This window comes from Pseudovibrio sp. Ad37, assembly GCF_001623075.1.
Taxonomy (GTDB): Bacteria; Pseudomonadota; Alphaproteobacteria; order Rhizobiales; family Stappiaceae; genus Pseudovibrio.
In genome coordinates, this window is the sequence record NZ_LMCF01000016.1 from 35,083 (window position 1) to 56,324 (window position 21,242).

Annotated in this window: 21 protein-coding genes; 10 read left to right on the forward strand and 11 right to left on the reverse strand. The window is 50.7% G+C overall.

The features are described from left to right. Positions 1 to 110: 110 nt before the first annotated feature. Both PsAD37_RS04515 and PsAD37_RS04520 read right to left on the reverse strand, forming a co-directional pair. Complete coding sequence (locus PsAD37_RS04515) at positions 111 to 2,012, reverse strand: PhoX family phosphatase (protein ID WP_063295131.1); 1,902 nt, start codon at positions 2,010 to 2,012, stop codon at positions 111 to 113. A gap of 368 nt (positions 2,013 to 2,380) precedes the next feature. Further along, positions 2,381 to 2,803: a GNAT family acetyltransferase gene (locus PsAD37_RS04520; protein ID WP_063295132.1), complete on the reverse strand. Its 423-nt coding sequence runs from the start codon at positions 2,801 to 2,803 to the stop codon at positions 2,381 to 2,383. 157 nt (positions 2,804 to 2,960) lie between these two features. Between PsAD37_RS04520 and PsAD37_RS04525 the strand changes: the two genes are divergently transcribed. After that, a complete protein-coding gene (locus PsAD37_RS04525) occupies positions 2,961 to 4,436 on the forward strand; it encodes a methyl-accepting chemotaxis protein (protein ID WP_063295133.1) in 1,476 nt (491 codons plus the stop codon). 71 nt (positions 4,437 to 4,507) lie between these two features. Here PsAD37_RS04525 and PsAD37_RS04530 read toward each other — a convergent pair whose 3' ends face one another. The 4 genes from PsAD37_RS04530 to PsAD37_RS04545 all read right to left on the reverse strand — a co-directional run bounded on the left by PsAD37_RS04530 (position 4,508) and on the right by PsAD37_RS04545 (position 7,669). Beyond that, positions 4,508 to 5,275, reverse strand: coding sequence for an FkbM family methyltransferase (locus PsAD37_RS04530; protein ID WP_063295134.1), 768 nt, complete (start codon positions 5,273 to 5,275; stop codon positions 4,508 to 4,510). Positions 5,276 to 5,308: 33 nt separating this feature from the next. Beyond that, positions 5,309 to 6,427 carry a glycosyltransferase family 2 protein gene (locus PsAD37_RS04535; RefSeq protein ID WP_208991690.1) on the reverse strand — a complete coding sequence of 373 codons (1,119 nt, stop codon included), beginning with the start codon at positions 6,425 to 6,427 and terminating at the stop codon, positions 5,309 to 5,311. A 115-nt stretch (positions 6,428 to 6,542) separates the two neighbouring features. Further along, positions 6,543 to 6,995 carry a YtoQ family protein gene (locus PsAD37_RS04540; protein WP_063295136.1) on the reverse strand — a complete coding sequence of 151 codons (453 nt, stop codon included), beginning with the start codon at positions 6,993 to 6,995 and terminating at the stop codon, positions 6,543 to 6,545. A gap of 41 nt (positions 6,996 to 7,036) precedes the next feature. Next, positions 7,037 to 7,669 carry a DUF2799 domain-containing protein gene (locus PsAD37_RS04545; protein ID WP_063295212.1) on the reverse strand — a complete coding sequence of 211 codons (633 nt, stop codon included), beginning with the start codon at positions 7,667 to 7,669 and terminating at the stop codon, positions 7,037 to 7,039. A 202-nt stretch (positions 7,670 to 7,871) separates the two neighbouring features. Between PsAD37_RS04545 and PsAD37_RS04550 the strand changes: the two genes are divergently transcribed. Beyond that, positions 7,872 to 8,288, forward strand: a complete 417-nt coding sequence (locus tag PsAD37_RS04550; protein WP_063295213.1) for a GFA family protein — start codon at positions 7,872 to 7,874, stop codon at positions 8,286 to 8,288. A 72-nt stretch (positions 8,289 to 8,360) separates the two neighbouring features. Then, a complete protein-coding gene (locus PsAD37_RS04555) occupies positions 8,361 to 8,774 on the forward strand; it encodes a GFA family protein (protein ID WP_063295137.1) in 414 nt (137 codons plus the stop codon). Between the two features lie 67 nt (positions 8,775 to 8,841). On the opposite strand, the gene PsAD37_RS04560 is transcribed toward PsAD37_RS04555, so the two are convergent. From PsAD37_RS04560 to PsAD37_RS04570, 3 genes are read right to left on the reverse strand one after another with little or no spacing between them, the layout of a single operon-like run. Beyond that, a complete protein-coding gene (locus PsAD37_RS04560; protein ID WP_063295138.1) occupies positions 8,842 to 9,705 on the reverse strand; it encodes an SDR family oxidoreductase in 864 nt (287 codons plus the stop codon). A gap of 21 nt (positions 9,706 to 9,726) precedes the next feature. After that, complete coding sequence (locus PsAD37_RS04565) at positions 9,727 to 10,563, reverse strand: RNA methyltransferase (protein WP_063291332.1); 837 nt, start codon at positions 10,561 to 10,563, stop codon at positions 9,727 to 9,729. A 4-nt stretch (positions 10,564 to 10,567) separates the two neighbouring features. Beyond that, positions 10,568 to 11,764: a class I SAM-dependent methyltransferase gene (locus tag PsAD37_RS04570; protein WP_370446574.1), complete on the reverse strand. Its 1,197-nt coding sequence runs from the start codon at positions 11,762 to 11,764 to the stop codon at positions 10,568 to 10,570. 356 nt (positions 11,765 to 12,120) lie between these two features. Here PsAD37_RS04570 and PsAD37_RS04575 point away from each other — a divergent pair, with 356 nt between their 5' ends. The 5 genes from PsAD37_RS04575 to PsAD37_RS04595 all read left to right on the forward strand — a co-directional run bounded on the left by PsAD37_RS04575 (position 12,121) and on the right by PsAD37_RS04595 (position 17,317). Continuing rightward, positions 12,121 to 12,822 carry a carbon monoxide dehydrogenase subunit G gene (locus PsAD37_RS04575; RefSeq protein ID WP_063295139.1) on the forward strand — a complete coding sequence of 234 codons (702 nt, stop codon included), beginning with the start codon at positions 12,121 to 12,123 and terminating at the stop codon, positions 12,820 to 12,822. Positions 12,823 to 13,015: 193 nt separating this feature from the next. Continuing rightward, a complete protein-coding gene (locus tag PsAD37_RS04580; RefSeq protein ID WP_057464199.1) occupies positions 13,016 to 13,504 on the forward strand; it encodes a (2Fe-2S)-binding protein in 489 nt (162 codons plus the stop codon). A gap of 108 nt (positions 13,505 to 13,612) precedes the next feature. Next, positions 13,613 to 15,976, forward strand: coding sequence for a xanthine dehydrogenase family protein molybdopterin-binding subunit (locus PsAD37_RS04585; protein ID WP_063286746.1), 2,364 nt, complete (start codon positions 13,613 to 13,615; stop codon positions 15,974 to 15,976). Positions 15,977 to 15,979: 3 nt separating this feature from the next. After that, positions 15,980 to 16,477, forward strand: coding sequence for a hypothetical protein (locus PsAD37_RS04590; RefSeq protein WP_063295140.1), 498 nt, complete (start codon positions 15,980 to 15,982; stop codon positions 16,475 to 16,477). A 42-nt stretch (positions 16,478 to 16,519) separates the two neighbouring features. Continuing rightward, positions 16,520 to 17,317, forward strand: coding sequence for a xanthine dehydrogenase family protein subunit M (locus PsAD37_RS04595; RefSeq protein WP_063295141.1), 798 nt, complete (start codon positions 16,520 to 16,522; stop codon positions 17,315 to 17,317). Between the two features lie 45 nt (positions 17,318 to 17,362). On the opposite strand, the gene PsAD37_RS04600 is transcribed toward PsAD37_RS04595, so the two are convergent. After that, entirely contained in the window at positions 17,363 to 19,057 is a 1,695-nt protein-coding gene (locus PsAD37_RS04600) for a methyl-accepting chemotaxis protein (RefSeq protein ID WP_193778216.1), read from the reverse strand. A gap of 516 nt (positions 19,058 to 19,573) precedes the next feature. Continuing rightward, positions 19,574 to 20,335: an SDR family NAD(P)-dependent oxidoreductase gene (locus PsAD37_RS04605; RefSeq protein ID WP_063291335.1), complete on the reverse strand. Its 762-nt coding sequence runs from the start codon at positions 20,333 to 20,335 to the stop codon at positions 19,574 to 19,576. A gap of 117 nt (positions 20,336 to 20,452) precedes the next feature. Here PsAD37_RS04605 and PsAD37_RS04610 point away from each other — a divergent pair, with 117 nt between their 5' ends. Both PsAD37_RS04610 and bfr read left to right on the forward strand, forming a co-directional pair. Next, positions 20,453 to 20,662 (forward strand): bacterioferritin-associated ferredoxin, encoded by a 210-nt coding sequence (locus PsAD37_RS04610; RefSeq protein ID WP_057464194.1) that lies wholly within the window; start codon positions 20,453 to 20,455, stop codon positions 20,660 to 20,662. 53 nt (positions 20,663 to 20,715) lie between these two features. Then, positions 20,716 to 21,201: a bacterioferritin gene (gene bfr / locus PsAD37_RS04615; RefSeq protein ID WP_054784322.1), complete on the forward strand. Its 486-nt coding sequence runs from the start codon at positions 20,716 to 20,718 to the stop codon at positions 21,199 to 21,201. Positions 21,202 to 21,242: the final 41 nt, after the last annotated feature.

Consider the following 21,242-nt stretch of genomic DNA (forward strand, 5'->3'; position numbering starts at 1 on the left):
GGTATATGCTAAGTGAAACCACAGGTAAGAGGCTTTGCCAGGCTATGTTAGCAAAATCCCCTCCGGGACGCTCTGTCCCAGAGGGGTATCGTATGAGCTGTGACGTCTGCCTACCCAATCACACCATTATCATCACGCTTAATGACGATGACGGAAGAGCGTGGCAGCTTGCCGCCGTCTGGCCAGTTACCGCCCGGGTGCTGAATGCCCACAAACATGCTGCGGCGATCAGCAGACCAGGTCAGACCAGTGACTTCACTGCCGGTTGGCCCGGTCATGAAGCGTTGGATTTCTCCTGTCACAGGATCACCAACCAGCATCTGATTGTTGCCCATTCCGGCAAAATCGCCTTCATTGCTGTCGTTGCCATCTGTCTGTATCCAGACCATGCCCGTCTCATCAAATGCCATACCATCTGGTGAGTTGAACATATTGCCAGCATTGACGTTTGCAGACCCGGCCTTCGGGCCTTCGTGAACGGCCGGATTGCCAGCCATCACATAAAGATCCCAGTCAAACGTATCAGCGGCATGATCCTCATTGTGTGGACGCCAGCGCACGATCTGGCCGTATTTGTTGGTCTCGCGCGGGTTAGGGCCGTTGACGGAAGTGTCGTCACCCCCGGCGTTTGGCTTCACGCCGCGGTTCTTGTTGTTGGTCAGACAACAATAAGCTTCTACTGCATTAGGATTGGCAGAAATCCATTCCGGGCGGTCCATAGTGGTCGCACCAACAGCAGAGCCGGCAATACGGCTGAAGATCAGGATGCTCGCCGCGTCCATACCAGTGGTCTCTGGGGTCAGTGCCAGCCACTCACCTGTCTGGTTATCGTTGAACTTAGCAACATAGAGCGTACCATCATCCAGTAAGCCATCAGTCGGCTGCCCTGGAGCGTAAATGCCGTTAGAGACAAAGCGGTACATGAACTCGCCGCGCTCATCATCCCCCATGTAAACGACCACGCGGCCATCTGGTGCCAGAACAGCTTCCGCATTCTCATGCTTGAAGCGGCCTAGGGCGGTGTGTTTCACGGGAGTAGAAGTCGGATCTGTTGGGTCGATCTCTACAATCCAACCGGCACGATGTGGTTCGTTTGGATTCTTCGCAATATCAAATCGCTCATCGAACTTGTGGTAGTCATAGTTGAAGCCTGTCTCGTTGATGCCATAACGCTGATAGCCAGCATCAACACCGTCCAGACGTGCCGCAGGATCAGCTTCATTCGCGCCAAAGTACCCGTTGAAGTTCTCTTCGCAAGTCAGATACGTGCCCCAGGGTGTTTTGCCAGATCCGCAGTTGTTGAAAGTACCAAGCGACTGCGTGCCAGAAGGATCAGCAGCCGTCTGCAGCAAGGGATGACCAGCAGCAGGGCCTGCCAGCATCATCGGTGTGTTGTGTGTGAGGCGGCGGTTGAATGGACTATTCTTCACGATAGCCCAGCCATCGTCCCCGTCTTCCACTTCAATAACAACCACATCTTGCAGATGTTGCAGTTTCAGAACATCGTCAGCGCTCTTCGGTGCGCCATCTTCGTTCTGAGGCAGGTTGATCTTGCGGTTGGCGTATTCATGGTTGATCGCGAGCAGTTGCTTACCCTGAAACTGAAAGCTTTCCATACCGTCAGTGTTCTCGCCAAACACCTTATCAGCACCAGCAGCTGAACCACCCGTCTCATGGTTGAAAGCTTCAGCACCATCCACCAGAGCATCGCCCCAGCGTGCCAGAATTTTCCAGCTGTAGCCTTCAGGCACATGCACGGTCGCATCTGTGTAAGTTGGAATAGGTTTGAATGCAAAGCGCGAAGTAGACGCTTTGGCTTCAGACATGGAGAGGCCAAGTACACCAGTGCCCATCACAGCAGCGCCGGAGCCAAATGCCAACACGCCACCCAGAAATCCGCGGCGTGAAATCGCACGCTCGACAACGCGGTCAAATTCATTTTCTTCAGCACGAGGGAAATTCTGCTCATCCCACTCATCTGCTGTGAGTTCATTCATAAATTCGTTCGTCATTGGAAATATCCCGTAGAAGAAGGTGAATGCATACTACGGTGCTAACATGACATCTTCACGAAGCAATTGGGGTATAAAAAATCTGCAAATGTAATATGAGTAATGTATTCAAGTTATAATATGCCGCATACGAGAATAATAATATCTGCTGGGCGTCACATTAAACTGTTGTAGTTCATTGTTATTGTTTATTTCGCCTGATTTTATTTTATAGATTACTTAAATTTATTCAATAAATGCTATGATAATATAAGAGTTGACGCCTAACAAGATGGTACTGCTAGCAAAATTCCAGAATACCTCGGATTGTACTTGTAAGCTTTCAACTGTTTCCAAGGCCCCTGTGAAATCTGCGCAAAAACGTCACCTCACACTGGTTCAATCACCTTTTGCAAACAGACGGAGTGGGTATCCGAGTACCCTTGTCCCTCATAGAAGCTGATAGCCTGCGTGTTATCTCCGCGTACAAGCAACTGAACCTTCCAAATACCTCGAGCCCGCAACCAATCCTCTGCTGCTGCTGTAATTGCCTTACCAAGCCCTTTTCCCTGATGGTTCGGGTGTGTGCTGACATAATAAAACCAACCGCGATGCCCGTCTTCACCGCACATAATGCTGGCAACAACAATCCCATCCAGCTGACCAATCAAAATCGTAGAGTGTTCGCCCTCGAGTGCTTTCTCGATATCCCGAACCGGATCATTCCATTCACGGAAGACCCCAGCAGCTTTCCAAAGAGCAATAACTGCATCCTGATCTGATAAGCACATTTCACGATAAATCATATGCATCGCACAGAGTAGTTTGAAAATAGAAAAGTAATCACAGGATGTTTTGTGATTATCCTTTTTAATACAGTAACTTGCAATTGAGAAGAGGGATAATAACAAGGTTAATAATCTATAAGTAAAAATATGAAAATCTTTGCGCGATTGAGAGGTTTTCGACATGGCTTTTTTTAAGCGTAATACACAAATGCTTGCTGAAGCCGCTGCAAACGACCAAGGAGAAGTAATCGGTCAGTCTGCAGTGGTGGAATTTACAGAACCTAAGAATTCCATTGATAGTGCACGCTTGTTTGGCGAATTGGATGCGCTCGCGTTGGACATGGCATCAGCTGCGGGAGAGCTGGACGCCGTGAATAACACCGCAGGCGCTTTGAAAGTGGCCATGGAAAGCCTCCAGGACGCGTCTGGGCGCGTTGTCGAAAGTAACCGGGAAGTGAGTGCGGCGGTTGAACAAACTGCTGAGCAGACGTCTAACGCCCGCGATACTATGTCTAAGTCTCAGGAGGTGGTGACTGACGCGCTTGCCAACATCAACAGCCTGTCAACAGCCATCAGCAGTATCAATCGGCAACTGGAAGGTCTTCAGGCTTCATTTGCCAACGTCCGCCAATTCTCCAGCTCTATCGATGCCATTGCCCGTCAAACCAACCTGCTGGCGCTCAACGCAACCATTGAAGCAGCCCGTGCAGGTGAAGCAGGGAAGGGCTTTGCGGTTGTGGCCAGTGAAGTGAAAGCTCTCGCAACACAAACGACTGTTGCAACGGAGCAGATCGACCAGACCATTCTCCAACTCGGCAAAGAAGCTGACACCTTGGTCGACTTGGGTAAGAGCGCGCTTGGCACCGTTGCAACCGCTGAAAACAGCACTCAATCCATCAACGACCTCTTCCATGAGTTGGAAGCGATGGTAGACAACATATCCGCAAATACGGACTCCATACGAACGGCTTGTGCAAACAACGATGCCGACACCGAAGAGCTTTTGCGCAACCGTGATGAAATGATAGGTGTTGTTTCAACAAATGCGGAAAGCATCGAACAGGTCTCGGGCCAGATGCTGGGAACCTCTCAGACAGCCGACGCGCTTCTCGCCGAAGTGGCTGTCGAACATGGCGATAACCTCAATCAGCAGATGATAGAGGTTGCAAAAGAGACTGCTGGCAAGACCATGGAAGCATTTGAAGCTGAAGTGGACGTAGGCCGGATCTCAGTGAATGACCTCTTCGATTTCAACTACACACCAGTTGAAGGCTCCAATCCAGCCCAGTTCATGGCGCTTTTCACTCAGATGACTGACCGAGTGCTTCCAGCTATTCAGGAACCTGTCAAAGATCTCGATGACCACATCGTCTTCTGCGCAGCACTAGATAAGAACGCTTATCTGCCAACACACAGCAAAGATTATTCCAAACCGCAAGGCAATGACCCGGTCTGGAATGCAGCAAACTGCCGTAACCGCAGAATGTTCGATGATCATGCTGGCCTGAACGCAAGCAAGAACACCAAGGAATACAGCCTGCAAACGTATCGCCGAGATATGGGGGGCGGCAAAGTAATGATGATCAAACTGGTCTCGGCCCCAATCTGGGTCAAAGGCCACCACTGGGGCAACACCCTCATCGCATTCAATGCTTGATGAAAATGCAAACATACTCCATAGCCGCTTGTTTTGCGGCTGTGGACCTGCAGTATTTTGAGTAGTATTCGTTACTGGGATAATACTTCTTGCGTTTCAAGAGCATGGCTGAGTTGCGTGCTCATCACATGATCAGGGTCAGATGTTTTTTGAAGGACGACGCATTTGTTTTGGCACTGATCGACCCGCAAGGCGAACCCTTTTTCGATCATTGCTTTAATACACTCAGTGACAGCGTCAAATCCGTTGAGTTTGGGATGAAATTCAATAACTAACATGCGGATATTTGCCATATTCAAGGCTGGCAACAGACCAATCTCAGCTCCTTCAATATCCATCATCAAAAAACTGGGATTAAACTCCCTGATCAATCGATTGACATCGACTGTCTTCTGAAGAATTTCCCGACTTTCTTTTCGTTCAAGGACGGATGAACCAGTGATGCGCTCTCCAACATAAAACGTAGATTGAGCATTATCTTCCAAGTCTGCGATCCCGCTTACAATCGAGGGGGAGATATCGTTTAAGTAATGGTTGTTCTCAATAACTGGAATGAGGTTTGGGTTGGCTTCTATGCACATCACGTTCTCGGAACCGCAAATCATAGAAGCTGTTGCTGACAGAAAACCAATACAGGCGCCTAGCTCCAGCACACGATCTTCAGGTTTCAGCAGCTGTGTTAGAAGATTGTGTTCTTCACTTTCATAGGTGCCACGTACAATTTGCTCTTTAACGAACAGGTCAATTTCAGGTTGGGAAACATCCAGTTTGATGCCACGTAGCGTTTTATAGCGCCTACGCATTTTCAAGTGGTGTTCGAGGCCTTTAAGAAAATGCATTACGACACTCCATTAACTAGTAATTGGAACAAACTAAGCAACTACGGTTTCCAGAAGAGATGCGTCTTTCGCAGGGGAAAGTTGTTTTAGATATCTACGTAATGAAAGAGAACAGTAAGCCTGTTGAGAGGTATACACATCACTTACGTTTGTGAACTTCATCGACCCTTCGTACATAGGTGATTGGTGAAGAATCTTCTCCATTCCTATGTAGTAAGCTTTGTATTCTTCACCGTTGGCGTGATAGGCCTGCCGGGTTATTTCCTCTTCAACGCGGAACTTGAAATCTTGAAAAAACTTAAAATGCAGCATTGCACCCCAATCTTCAGCAAGGTTGGTTCTTATATCAACCTCGTGAGTGCCCCATAATTCAGAATAGGTAGGGTTCCATCTGATGAGCGGGACTTTGGTAAGTTGTGGGCATTGCTTTTTCAGAAATCGCTTAAGTCGTCTTTCCAGATAATTTCGAAAAGGGAGCTTCTGGTGAATCTTTGCAGGTGCAAGATACAGATTCCGTAGTTGACCAAGTGGAGCAACTTCTTTCCTTTTGGGAGGGATCCCGAAAAGGCGGCCTCTGATACCCCCACGAATTTCAAAACTTGGGCCTTTGCCTTCCGATGAAACAGGAACGGCCCAGGTTGATGTCGTATCGAAATATGGGCATGTTTGAAGAAATGGGTCGCCTTGCCTGTAATCAACATCAACTAGCGGTTTGTCAGAGTACATGTCGATAAGCGGAGCAATGACACCTTCCACACCAACACTATCCCAATAAACAGTCAGATCAGTCAACTTGGTTTCTGGCCAGCCTGGATAAACGAACTGTTCGTCGGTATCAGCCAAAATGGTCCATCTGTTTGTGCAGTATTCATTGAGAATGGCGAGTAGCCAGTTTCGTTTGAACTGCTTATAAAGCTTGCTCGTGTGAAATCTGGTCACGTCTGGCTGTGCTTCCAGATAAGTCGCTGTATCATCGGTGGATGCGTTGTCGACGACGAAAATGTGGCTTGCCCCGATGCTCCGATAATGCTCGAGAAAGAACGGTAGTCTCAACATTTCATTACGCGCGCGGGTAATGACGATGATCCCATCTTCTGGCAAATTGATTTCTGGAAACTCGTCAAAATCAAAAATGTCACGAACGCTTGTCAACGCACAAATCCCATTCTTAGAGCCCAAAAAACAAAAGCCCCACACTCATCCCTCATAGTGAGGTGAGAGTGTAGGGCCGTGGTGAAACAGCGTCTTCCCTTGAATTGGGAGGGGCTTACAGCTCGCCGCGGATCACGTAACGAAGCAGATCAACCACCTGGTCAGGGTCTTCAGCAACAGCAAGGGCTGCTGCATCCACTTCCTTCAGTGGGTGCGTCAGAGCAGGTTCGTGCAACACGATGATGCTCTTGCCCAATGCTGAGGCGAACCCTGCATCGAATGCTGCATTCCATTGCCGGTATTTGTCGCCAAAGCGAACCACAACGATATCGGCCTCAGAGAGCAGCGTGCGAGTGCGCATTGCATTCACCTTCGCACTCTTGTGATCTCGCCAGAAGTTGTTTTCTTCCGGACCTAGAATTTCGACACCGCAATCATCACTGGCTTCGTGATTGGTAACAGCACTGTCAAAATGAACAGGTAGGCCTGCATCAGCCGCACCATGTTCAATACGCTCTCTCCAATCACTGTGGATTTCACCTGAAAGATAAACACGCCACGTTTTCATCGGCTCGCTTTCCCCTAAGAATCTGCATTTGCCTACAAATTTTAAGAGGGGTTGTAGCTCGGTTCAAGGTCAAGCAGCTTATTGGTGACTTCTTTTCGGACATGATCGCGCTGGCGTTCGCGCGAGAATAACCGATTTTGTGCAAGCAGCAGGTCTGCACGAGCCAGATACGAGTCTGTACGGGCGGAATCTGCAGCTTTCCGGCAGGCCTTGCCTTCCTTGCCAGACTTGCAATCCTCACCACGTGCCTCTTCTTCAAGCCGGTCAATGCGGCGTTGAATTTCCCAGACAGCTTCCTGAGCTTCACTGGCAGACTCGTTTGCCGAATAAAGCTGGTTGCCTAGAGAGTAGCCGACTTTGAAGCTCTCTTCTGTGGCGATTGGGCATACACCACGATAGCTCTTGCCCTCGCGGCCCTGCTCAAAGCCAGAAATTGGCGTGCAATAGCTTTGCAGGCCAATCGTTCGCCCAGCCATATAAGCTCCCACATCCGGCGTGACACCGTACTTGCCGCAAGCTTTAGTATGTTCATTCAGCTTGTCAGAGGTATAACCAGCGCGCCCATCAACAACGCCAATGCCTTGCCAGTCGCCGACCTTGCAATCTTCCTCAGAAAGGGAGGCGCAACCGCTAAGTGCCAGCCCCAACCCCACAACAGTAAACAGTACCCGCATCCCCAACATGCCTTCCCTGAAGTCCAATCACCTTGTAGTGCCCCGCACATCTGATTGGACAAAAATTGAATCTATGAAACCCAGATACGAGACTTAACCTGAACGCTTGCTGAATACAAATGTTCGCTATATGTTCTTTTAAGGAATCGCATAGCCCTCGATTCGAGAGGCCATCTCATTGCAGTAGGTAATGGAAAGTCAGATGACGAAGACCATTGAATTTAAAGGACGCTGCCTGTGTGGCGCGGTCACTTTTGAGGGTGAAGCGCCACATGAACCAGTCAGCAGCTGCCATTGCAAGCAATGCCGTCAGTGGGGCAGCGGCCCGTTTGAGGCATTCAGCTTGCCGCTGGCAGATCTGAAGTTCACCTCAGGCGAAGATGCCGTCAAATACTATGAATCCTCTGAGTTTGCCCGCCGCGGCTTCTGTTCAAAATGCGGATCAAACCTGTTTTGGCATGCAGATCGCCATCCTCAATGGAAAGACCGAATTGCGATTGCCGTGGGTACGTTAGAGCAGCCAACAGGCCTCACAGCAGGCAATCATATCTTCTGTGCCACAAAAGGTGACTACTACGAGATCGAAGATAGTCGCCCTCAATATGCCTACGAAGATTGATGAGGAAATTGATCTTATCCCAAACCGTGGCCCTCGGCTAAGGTTACCCAACAAGCTCTAAGGGAGAGAGATATGTCTGACTTGCGGATTTATAAAGCGAAATGTCTTTGTGGCGAAGTCTCATTCAAGGCTGAAGCGCCCCAAAAAGATATTGGTTTATGTCACTGCACAATGTGCCGTCGTTGGAACAGCGGACCGTTCCATGCAATCGCGATTCCGTTTGATGCTTTGAAGGTCGAGAGCGGAGAAGAGAACATCTCATATTACCGCTCCTCTGATTACGCGAAGCGCGCATTTTGCAGCAACTGCGGCAGCAGCCTGTTTTATCACGGAGACAAAATCCCCGAGATTGCTCATGAAGTTTACTTCAGCGCTGGGCTTTTGGAAGAAACGACAGGCTCGAAACTGGCAGGTCACATCTTCTGCGCCAGCAAAGGCGATTACTACGAGATAGAAGGAGACCTGCCTCAACACGAAACAGTATAAAAATCCGCTCTGCGGTCAAAACCGGTGCAAGGTGAGCGGTTGGATCAAGGCGTGTTCTTCACACGCTTTAGCTCCAGCCGTTCTCCCACATATAATCCAACGCTTCCCGGTAGTTCGGAAATTTGAATTTATACCCCAATGCGCCTTTCAGCTTGGCATTGCTCGCGCGTTTCACTTCGCCGTAAAACGAAATCGCCATAGGCGAAAGATCAGCATCTTCAAAGGCGACTGCTGGCGGTGGCTCTACACCCATCAGACGAGCAGCATATTCCACCACATCTTCTGGCGGACACGGTGCATCATCACACACGTTGAAAATACCGGAGGCGTTGTCTTCAAACGCATGCTGGACAGCACCAGCAATATCACTCACGTGAATACGGTTAAACACCTGACCTTCTTTGATAATCCGGCGAGCTTTACCTTTGTCCAGATTGCAAAGCGCATTCTGGCCACAGCCATAAATGCCGGCAAGGCGCAAAATGCTGACTGGGATGCTGGTTTCTTCTGAGAATGCGAGCCACTCGTGCTCTGCTTCCAGACGCTGCTCGGAGCGTTTGGAGGTTGGATTGCACTCCGCTGTTTCTGTCACCCAACGACCTCCGTGGTCGCCATATACCCCGATGGTCGAGAGATAGCAGATCGCCGTTGGCTTTGCTTTCGCAACTGCGTCACGCGCAGCATTCAGCAGAGGGTCACCATCGTCCGTTGGCGCGGCAGAAACCAGAATATGAGTTGCAGTGGCAATCGCCTCCAACAGCTCATCGCTTGCTGTTTGTCCGTCAAAGAGGATCGGCTGAACCCCTTTGGACCGCAGTTCCTCCATTTTCTCAGGAGAGCGGGTCGTTCCGCCAATCCAGGAAAACTCGGTCCCGTACATTTTCACAAAGTGGCGAGCTGAATATCCAGCTCCCAAAATCAACAAGCGCATTCCAAGCCCCCCGGCTTACGTTTACAGCTTCAGATAGTTCCTGCGCACTTCATAAAGCATCACAGCCGTTGCAACAGCAAGGTTCATTGAATCAGCCTGCCCCGCCTGCGGAATTTTCACCAGATCAGAACAGGTGTCAGCCAGTTTATCACTCAGGCCAGCCTGCTCATTGCCCATCAACAAAATGACAGGTTCTTTATAATCTACAGCACGATAGTCCTTTGTGCCCCGCAAATGGGTGCCAACCACAGGTCCGGACCAGCTCTTGCGGAATTCAACGAACTCATCAGCAGTACAGCGCACAAGTGGCATATGGAACAGAGAGCCCATTGTCGCACGTACAGTCTCAACAGCAAATGGATCAGTTGTTTCGTCAATCAGAATAACGCCAGTCGCACCAACCGCATCGCCGGTGCGGATGATGGTTCCCAGATTGCCGGGATCACGGACACGATCAAGCGCGATCCATGTCGTGGCACTTTTCGGGTCAATGTCACTCAGCTTCATAGTTTGCTGTTCGTAAACGCCAACCACCATCTGCGGGTTGTCACGGCGGGTGATCGCACCAAGCACAGCCGTGTTCACTTCAAGAATGAGGGCGCCACGGGCTTTTGCTTTCGCAGCCGCTTCTAGCGCAATCTTGTTCTCACGAGCTTCAGGGCCAAGCGCCAGATAACGCACACCCCAGCCAGCTTCCAATGCATCGGTTGCCAGCTTCAGGCCTTCAGCAACGAACAATCCGGACTGTTTGCGATTCTTGCGCTGAGCAACAAGGCCTTTGATTTCCTTCACAATCGGATTGGAATGTGAGGTGATCTGCTTTACTGCACCGGCTCGGTGATTATCTCTGGTTTCCATCGGGTTATGCTCTCTCAGCCTTATTGTTTTCAGGTGCGCTCCACCGGCTGAATAGGGAGGTTGAGAGCAATCGTGGTCCATCAAGTTCGTGAATAGCCAGCTCACCGGATTCAATCGTGCCCGGCAGGCCATCAAGGCATTCACGCATCAACTCATGAGAAGACAGGAAGCTGGCGCGGATGGCGTAGCTGGACATCAGCAGGAACTGCGCATTGGGCGAGAGCAGCTTTCGCACGCACGCCAACATGTGCGGCACGCTCTCAAAGAAGTCCCAGACCTCTCCATTCGGCCCGCGGCCATATTTCGGCGGGTCGAGGATAATGCCGTCATAGGTGTTTCCACGGCGCACTTCCCGCTCCACAAACTTCATGGCGTCATCACAGATCCAGCGAATTGGCTTGTCTTCAAGGCCGGATAACTCCTGGTTCTCACGTGCCCAGACAATGGCCTTTTTGGAAGCATCAACATGAGTGACTTGCGCGCCAAGAGCAGCAGGCAGCAGCGAAGCCATTCCTGTGTATCCGAACAGGTTGAGAACTTTGAGCGGACGATCTGCTTTTTTGATTTGCTCGCCAACCCAGTCCCAGTGTGCAGCCTGTTCAGGAAACACGCCCACATGGCGAAAAGACATGAACTGGCCATTGAAGGTGGCAGGGCCGTATTTCATCTGCCAGATCTCATCAACCTGATTGGCAAACTTCCAGCGGCCTGGGCCTTCTTCTTCAACGTCACCGGTAAAGATAGCGTCTGCGCTTTTCCATTCGCTTTCTGGCAGGCGAGGGGCCCCCATAGCCTGCGCTTCAGGGCGGATCAGTTTATAGCGACCATAGCGCTCAAGCTTTTGTCCGTGTCCCATATCCAGCAGGGCATAGTCGTCCCAGCCGTTCATTTCCACCATCACAGGCAAAACGCTGGCAGGGGTGGTGAAGCGGGCAGATGTTGGCTTGTGTTCGCGTACGATGGGCTCAACAACCGTGGTGGCTGGAGCGCTGCGCGTTTGGTCTCGCCGGTTTGGGCGCGTTGCTGCTGCGCTATCTTTTTTGCCACCACGAGTGTCGCGGGGATTGCGCGCCTCTCTCTGGTCCCGATTATCACGTTTGGCAGAAAAACCACGCTTCGGACCGTTGTCCTTCCGTGCTCCGCCTTTTTTGGATTGCGCATTGCGGGCTCGTGGAGCACCGCCTTTGGGTGATTTACTCAAGGATGTTGCCTTTGATTTTCTGCGCACAAACGCGAGACAAAGCCTCACGCTGAATTCGTTTATTTAATGAAAAGGCATTAAGGCGATGCGGGCCTCGGGTCAACGCTTTAGCGCAAAACAAGCACTTTACCGTTAAGTGAGTATCCACAGCGTGGGAACACCAGCATAATGCAGGACGTATAAAACGTCGTTGTGTTCTGAAAAGAAGTTTTGAGCATCCATGACAATTTTAACACGAGAGGTACTTGTCTTTTCCCTCGATTTAAGTCCAATCTACATGATGTAAAATGCAAAAGTGACCTTAAGGCGTGGAGCCTACCTAAAGGAAGCACTGAAAAGAACGAGGGGGCCAATCCATGGAAATGTCTGGAGAGCAGCAAATACCTGCGAGTCAGGAAAAGGTTTGGGAAGCTCTCAACGATCCTGAATTGCTGAAAAAGTGTATTCCCGGTTGCGATAGTCTGGAAAAAACCTCCGACACTGAGATGTCTGCCACGGTCACAGCAAAAGTGGGACCGGTCAAAGCCAAGTTCAAAGGAGAAGTAACCCTCTCCGATCTGAACCCGCCAAACTCCTACAAAATCTCCGGTGAAGGCAAAGGCGGTGTTGCAGGGTTCGCGAAGGGCTCGGCAGATGTAACCCTGTCAGAGAGTGGGGATGGCACTCTTCTGAGTTATGAGGTTAATGCAAAGGTCGGTGGTAAACTTGCTCAATTGGGAAACCGGTTGATCGATTCAACTGCCAAGAAGATGGCTGAGGAATTCTTCTCGAATCTGAACAAAGAACTCGGGGGGACACCGTTAGCAGGCAAGGACGAGCCGCTAGAAGCTGTTGAGTTGGATCCAGGGCTGATCGAGGAAGCCAAGTCTATCGCAAACGAGCACGCCATCGAAGGATCAGTTGAAGCCATGGCTGATGCTGAACATGCGTTGGAAGATGCAGTCAAAGACGTTGAGGAGAAGGTAGAAGTTGCGGCGGGCAAGGGATTCCTAGGTGGTCCGCTGGGTTGGGGCCTTATGGCTCTGGTTGTTTTGATTGCTCTTTATTGGTTACTTTGAAACTAGAAATTTGGCGGTCGGAAATTGCAAGGCGCGTAGAGGGCGCTTTGTAAGCTAACGGCCCCGCCGAATAACAAGGCCAATGGTCTAAATTACAACCAACTGCCTTGATAGGACGGGAGATCCTGACCAAGGCTGTTGGCTTCATAGTCTGCGGACGCGAAATTGCAGGCTTTTTTGAGGGAGGAAAACCATGACGACTGTCTCTATGACGGTGAATGGAAAGCAGATTTCTGGTGAGGTCGAAGACCGCACCCTTTTGTCTACATTTCTGCGCGAAAATCAGGGACTGACCGGAACACACATCGGCTGTGACACCTCACAGTGTGGTGCATGTCTCGTGCACATGGACGGTAAAGCAGTGAAGTCCTGCAGTATGCTTGCTGTTCAGGCAACTGGTTCTGCTGTCACCACAATTGAAGGTGTTTCCCAAAATGGCCAACTGCACATCATGCAGAAAGCCTTCAAGGAAAACCACGGTCTTCAGTGCGGTTTCTGCACCCCTGGCATGATCATGTCTGCAATCGATATGATTGATCGCCTGGGAACAGATCTGGACGAGAAAACAATCCGCCATGAGCTGGAAGGCAACATTTGTCGCTGCACCGGCTACCACAACATCGTCAAGGCAATCAAAGCCGCAGCTGACGAAATGGCCGAAGTTCTCGAAGCCGCAGAATAATTCGGAAATTCAACTGATCATTGATCCAGCTGCACCTTATTTCAGGTGCGTTGCACTGCTGGAGCCTATGAACAGTTGCTGAAGTCAACCTTCCGGGAGGGGATGGAAATGACAGCAGAAGGAATCGGCGCACGAGTGCTGCGCAAAGAAGACAAAAGATTTATTACCGGAAATGGCCGCTACACGGATGACATGACCATGCAACGCATGGGCCACGCTGCTTTCGTCCGCTCAACACACGCACATGCACGCATCAAGTCCATCAACACAGATGACGCGATGAAAATGCCGGGTGTTGATGCAGTCTTGAACGGGCATCAGCTGGTTGCAGATGGCATCGGCAACATCATTTGCGGATGGATGATCCATTCCAAAGATGGTTCTCCAATGAACATGGGCGCGTACCGTGCTTTGGAGTCGGAAACAGTCCGTTATGTCGGTCAAGCCATCGCAGTTGTTGTTGCTGACACCCAGCAGCAGGCACGTGATGCAGCAGAAGCTGTGGTGGTGGAATATGAAGATTTGCCAGCTGTCGTTGACAGTCTTGATGCTCTGAAAGATGGCGCACCACAGCTCCATCCGGAAGCCGCTGGCAACCTCATCTACGATTGGGAGATCGGCGAGGAAGCTCCAACGGATGAAGCGTTTGCAAACGCAGCACACATCACTCGGATGGACATCGACAACAACCGTCTTGTTCCAAATCCGATGGAACCACGCTCTGCTCTGGCGCATTTTGATCCGTCAGAAGAGCACTACACGCTTTACACCACCTCTCAGAACCCGCATGTGGCACGCTTGGTACTCTCCGCGTTCTACAACGTGGCACCTGAGAACAAGCTGCGCGTAGTTGCGCCGGATGTTGGCGGTGGCTTCGGCTCCAAGATCTTCATCTACCCAGAAGAGATTGCTTGTCTTTGGGCAACAAAGCGTGTTGGCCGTCCCGTTAAGTGGACTTCCGACCGTACAGAAGCCTTCCTGACAGATGCCCATGGTCGTGATCACCACAGCACCGCAGAACTGGCTCTTGATGCGAACAACAAAATCACCGGTTTCCGCGTGAAGACAGTCGCCAACCTTGGCGCTTACATGTCTCTGTTCTCATCTTCTGTACCAACCTATCTGTACGCGACGCTATTGTCGGGTCAGTACAACATTCCAAACATCTACGCGAATGTGAAAGCGGTCTACACCAACACCACTCCGGTGGATGCGTATCGCGGTGCAGGGCGTCCAGAAGCAACCTATGTGGTTGAGCGCATGATGGAAACGGCTGCGAAAGAAGTTGGCATGGCGCCAGCTGAATTCCGCCGCATCAACTTTGTGCGCGAGTTCCCGCATCAAACACCAGTGATCATGGCTTATGATGCAGGTGATTACGAAGCCTCTCTTGATGCAGCCATGAAGGCCATTGATTATGATGGCTTTGCTCAGCGCCGCACTCAGTCTGAAGCTGCTGGCAAGCTTCGCGGCATAGGCATGTCTTGTTATATTGAGGCCTGCGGTATCGCGCCATCTCAGGCTGTCGGCTCACTTGGCGCTGGTGTGGGGCTTTGGGAGTCTGCCGAGGTTCGTGTGAATGCCGTTGGAACCATTGAGGTTCTGACTGGGTCGCACAGCCATGGTCAGGGTCACGAAACCACATTTGCTCAATTGGTCTCCGACCGTCTTGGCTTGCCAACGGAGAGCATCTCCATTGTGCATGGTGACACCGACAAAGTGCAGATGGGCATGGGTACATATGGCTCCCGCTCTGGCGCCGTTGGTATGTCCGCAATTGCTAAGGCACTCGACAAGGTCGAAGCCAAGGCAAAGAAGATCGCTGCACACCTGATGGAAGCGTCGGAAGGCGATATTGAAATCGAGAACGGTGAACTGAAAGTCACCGGAACCGACAAGAAACTCACCTTCACCGAAGTTTCTCTGGCAGCTTACACCGCTCACAACCTGCCAGAAGGCATGGAGCCGGGCCTGAAAGAAGGCGCGTTCTACGATCCAACCAACTTCACGTTCCCTGCAGGGTGTTACATCTGTGAGGTCGAAGTTGATCCGGATACGGGCGTTGTTTCCATTGAGAACTTTGTTGCCGCTGATGACTTCGGCACCATCATCAACCCGATGATTGTGGAAGGTCAGGTGCACGGTGGTTTGGTGCAGGGCATTGGCCAAGCCATGCTGGAACACACCCAGTATGACGAAGATGGTCAGCTGCTTACAGCTTCCTACATGGATTATACCATGCCGCGTGCGGATGATGTGCCATCCTTCACTCTGGAAACCACAGTCACGGAATGCCCGGGCAATCCGCTCGGCATGAAGGGCTGCGGTGAAGCTGGCGCGATCGGGTCACCACCTGCTGTCATCAACGCCGTGACGGACGCCCTTGGCATTCGTGACATGAATATGCCTGCCTCGCCAAACCGCGTCTGGCAGCTCATTCAGGACAACGGCATGAAGCAGGCAGCGGAGTAATCAATGGCACAGGCTGGCGCTAAATCGACATTGGATCACAAGTTCATCGCCATCGAACTCAATCAGCGCGCATGGGCTCTCTTAGAAAATGAGAGCCGCTCGCCCGAGGAAAATGACGAGATGCTCCATGTCGCCCACGCCAGCCTTTGGCACTGGCTTCAGGCCGGAACGAAAGTCCATCACCAACGTGGCTTGTGGCTCGTAGGTCGTATCCATGTTCTGCTTGAAAACCGTGAAGCAGCAATGCGTTACGCCCGGCAGACCATGGACCTGACAGAGTTTCATCAAGAGGATATGGCAGACTTTGACCACGCCTATGCCTCTGAACTTCTGGCACGCGCCACATTGCTGGCAGGGGAAGAAAGCGAAGCCTCAGTTCTGTTTGAAAGAGCTGCGCGGCTTGGCCAACTGATCCACGGTGAGCAAAATCGCAAGATTTTCTTTTCTGATCTGGAAGCTATTCCGTACCTGAAAACTGAATTATCCGAACTAAACTCATAGCAACTCTGCCAAAGACCCCTTTAGGGGGATGGGAGGCTAAAAATGTACGAGACCAAATATCATCGCGCATCAACAGTGTCAGATGCAGCGAAAATGCTGAAAAATGCTGATGACGGTAAACTGCTTTCTGGTGGTCAGACCTTGATCCCAACCATGAAGCAACGTCTGGCAGCACCAAGTGATCTGATTGACCTGCGCCACATCGGAGAAATCTCCGGTATTGTGAAGCAGGCTGATGGCTCAATCCGCATCGGGGCTGCAACTTGTCATGCAGATGTGGCAGGCAGCGCGGATATCAAAGCCGCCCTTCCAGGGCTGGCTGATCTGGCAGGCACGATCGGTGATCCGCATGTCCGTCACATGGGCACCATTGGTGGCTCTGTCGCCAACAATGACCCTGCAGCAGATTATCCGGCAGCTCTGTTGGCTCTTGGGGCAACCATCGAGACCAACAAGCGTGAGTTCTCTGCGCAGGACTTCTTCACTGGCATGTTCGAAACGGCGCTGGATGAAGATGAGATCGTGACTGCGGTTGTCTTCCCGGTCGCATCGAACACTGCATACGCGAAGTTCCCTAATCCTGCCTCGCGTTATGCAATGGCTGGCGTCTTTGTAGCAAAGACTGGAGCGGGTGCACGTGTGGCTGTGACAGGTGCCGGTCAGGATGGTGTTTTCCGTATGCCTGACATGGAAAAAGCTCTGGATGGCAACTGGTCTGCCGATGCTGTCGCAGGCATGGCACCATCTGCTGACAACATGCTCTCAGACCTTCATGGCACCGCTGCCTACCGCGCCAATCTGGTGACGGTCATGGCAAAACGCGCTGTCGCGGCATCTTAAAGACCTGAAAGGAGATGGTAATTCATCATCTCCTTTCAATCCTCTTTATGTTGCAACTTTGACTAGAAAATGATTAATTTCAACTTTTAGCTGTTCGCTTTGGTCGCTCACGTTTTGGGTTGCGGCTTGCACTGCATCAGCATTTTCTGAGGTTTTTAGAGAAGAACTTGCGACAGCATCTACACGGAATGACATCTGCTTAGTCCCTTTAGCAGCGGCAGCTACGTTCTGATTGATTTTGTTGGTTGTTTCCAGCTGAGCTGACACACTGTTTGCTAGTTCATTGGTAAGCCAGTCCATAGAGGCAATGCTCTCCCTGATCTGATTGATAGCGGTGGATGCGGTCTCGGAACTACTCTGAATTTCCCGAACTACCTTTTGAATATCTTCGGTAGCCGCGCTGGTCTGATTCGCGAGGTCTTTCACTTCAGAGGCAACTACAGCAAAACCCTTACCCGCGTCGCCTGCGCGGGCAGCTTCAATCGTGGCATTAAGAGCGAGAAGGTTTGTGCGGCTGGCAATTTCCTGAATGAGATCCATCACATCGCTAATTTTATGCGAGGCTTCGAGCAGGGAATTTATCATCCGAGTAGAATGCTCTGCTGATCTACTGGTCTGACTCATAGTTGTAGCGGTTGTTGAAATCCGTTCTTGAAAATCCTGCGTACTGATGGCCAGTTGTTCCAAGGATTCCGCAATGGCAGAGACCTCATGAGTGGTTTGCTTCAACGTTTTATTGGCAGCTTTAGCGCCTTCTGATGTAGATGCTGCAAGTACTGTCAGGTCTTGAGAAGCGAGGCCCAGTGTACCTGCGCTATCCGCAATGCTTTGAGTAAGGCCATAGGAGTTCATGCGAAAAGTCCCGATCCATTCGGTCAGTTGAGTTGTTCTGGCTGATGCGGATTTGGCTTGTTGTGCTTGCTCGCTTTCAAGTCTGCTTCTCTCAGTTGTGTTGCGATCAAAAATCGCTAGTGCGTCGTATAAGTTGGCAATTTCGGGGACACGGCTCGGCTTGGATGGGAAGCGGATCTCTTCTTTCTCAGCGAGGCTGTACACATCTGAAACAGCTTTCCGCAATGGTTTTACAACCCGCCAAGAAAGAATAAGGGCGACCAGCAAGCCGGCAAGAACTGCAGTTATGCCTGCAACAATAGTTCCCCAGAATAAGAAAGCGCTGGATTGCTCTATGTTCTGATTGAGTGTTGCCTGATCACCGTGCAGCTTAGTGAGAATTCTCTCAGAGCTTTGCTCAATAGCGCCTAACAGGGCCTCCACTCGTTGCTCTTCCCGTTGGAGACCGGTGTATGCACCAAAAAAACCCATCATATTTTGGAGGAGCAAATCCCTGTCTCGACTCGCAAACTTCAGAATAGCTCGCTCGCGGCGTGGCAGAACCTTAAGAAGCGGTTTAGCTTGACTAAATGCCTTGCCCAGAGCTGCTATATGTGTCTCAAATTGTGTGCGGTTTGCTTCATTTGGCAGCAAGGTGAATTGCAACGCAGATGAAAGGGTGCTTTGCGTAAGGGGACTAATACGAGTTGCTAGCTTTTTGGTATTCGGACTCAATCCTTCAAGCTGCCGAAGCAGGTTGCCGCTCGAGTTTGCAAGGGCCACGCTGTCCGAGCTGATTGCATTTCGTGTCCCATGGAGAGAACGCCGTGCTGCGAGCAAGGCGGTTACATTCTCTTCGAATTTCTCAGTAGGGGAGGAGAGAGTGTGGGACAGATTACTTTCACCCACGTTGTTGAGCCAACTTTGAGTGTGTGCGATTGTAGCGTTGAGCTGAATGGAAACAGGTTGGATGAGGGCTTCATCATCACTTACATACTCGGGCGCTTCCATAGCTTTTATGCGATGAGAGGTTTCGGAAACCTTTTGCAACAATAGGTTAGCCAGAGTGACGCCCTCTTCCTGTACTCTGATAGAGGCAATTGCCTCCTGAATGCGATAGGTTTGCAGTACAGTGATGCAGGAAGCGCAGGCACTAATGGAAACAATAAAATAGAGGCTGAAATTGATGCGTCCGCTCATCGACCTCGAAGATTTTACGAGGGCGGAGAGAAATAGTTTCATGTATCTAAGCATGCATACGGTCGCTTATTCATCTAAGGATGTAAGTTCAATAAAAAATGTTTCTAACAGATTTGTGATGGTCCAATGATTACGAGGTGTTGGGTCGGGCTGTCTTGTTGATATGTCTATAAAATAGCAAAGGGCGCCCAAAGCGCCCCTTTCACGTTTCACATAAGAACGCGTTTATACGTGCTGACCGCCGTTGATATGTATTTCCGCACCTGTCACGTAAGAAGATGGAGCAGAGCACAGGAAGTAGATGGTGTCTGCCACTTCTGTGGTGCTGCCCAAACGGCGCATCGGAATGGTCTCGACGATTTTCTCGGTACCAGGTGAGAGAATCGAAGTATCGATTTCACCCGGAGCAATCGCATTCACACGAACGCCATGCGGCCCAAAGTCAGCAGCCATCTCGCGCGTGAGGGAAGCAAGAGCCGCCTTGGAAGTGGCATAAGCTGTTCCCGCAAACGGATGCACACGGCTCCCAGCGATGGACGTGACGTTCACGACAGAGCCTCTCGCAGCCCTCAGCTCATCAAACAAACCGCGAGCCAGCATAATTGGCGCGAAGAAGTTTACCTGAAACACATCTCGCCATGTTTGCATTGGGGTTGTCAGGGAATCGAGGCGTTGGCCTTCCTCGTCTTTCGGGCTGATACCCGCATTGTTGACGAGGGCATGAAGCATGGAGCCGTTGTCTTTCAGACGCTCTTTGATCTGGAGAACGGCGTTTTCCAGATTATCTGCATCACCCAAGTCCACTTCAATGTGGTCTTCCGGCCCGGATGGCCAAGGGCATTTGTCAGAAAATGGTTGTCTGGAACAGCTAATGACCCGATAACCCGCTGAAGAAAATTTCTTTACGGTTGCGTGGCCGATTCCACGGCTTGCTCCCGTTAAGACGATTGTCTTGCGGAGATCCTTCGTCGTTTGGTTGGTGTTCATAGGGGCTTTGCTCGTGATAGGACTGCAGGAAACTGGAGTATTATTCTCTAGTTTTAAAAGATCTACTGTTTATATAATGCTTTGCAAGCGAAATTGGGAGCCCGAAAGCAACCAACAATGATCATTTGTCACTGCAACGTCATTAATGACAAGGAAATAAAACAAGCTGCACGTGAGCTTTGCGAGAATCCTGAGGGGGGTGTCCCCACTCCGGGCGCGGTATTTCGTCATCTTGGGTACAGGCCAAAATGTGGTGGTTGCTTTAAAAGCATCATCGAAGTTGTATACGCTGAGGCTGAACAAGTTAAAGATGACTCTGGACAGTAACTTGGAATTATTCTAAAAAGGTCAATACCTCAATTTGTCAAGGAGAGAGTGACATGAAGGGTGAACCTAAAGTACTGGAATATCTCAACAAGGCTCTACGCCACGAGCTGACCGCAGTAAATCAATACTGGCTGCACTACCGTCTCCTTGAAGACTGGGGCTTCACAAAGCTTGCAAAAAAAGAACGTGAAGAATCCATTGAGGAAATGGAACACGCCGATAAGCTTATCGAGCGTATCATTTTCCTCGAAGGCCACCCGAACCTGCAGACACTCGATCCGCTGCGCATCGGTCAGGACCTCAAGGAATGCCTTGAATGCGATCTGGCAGGTGAATACTCCGCTCGCGCTCTTTACAAAGAAGCACGCGAAGTTTGCCGTGACGAAGGTGATTACGTCACCATGAAGCTTTTTGAAGACCTGATGGCAGACGAAGAAGGTCACATCGACTTCCTCGAAACCCAGCTGGAACTTCTGGAAAAGATCGGCGTCGAGCGCTACGGCCTGTTGCAGGCAACTCCTGCAAACGAAGGCGAATAAGCTTTTCATCTATGAATTTTAAAAGGCCGGAGAGCGTTATG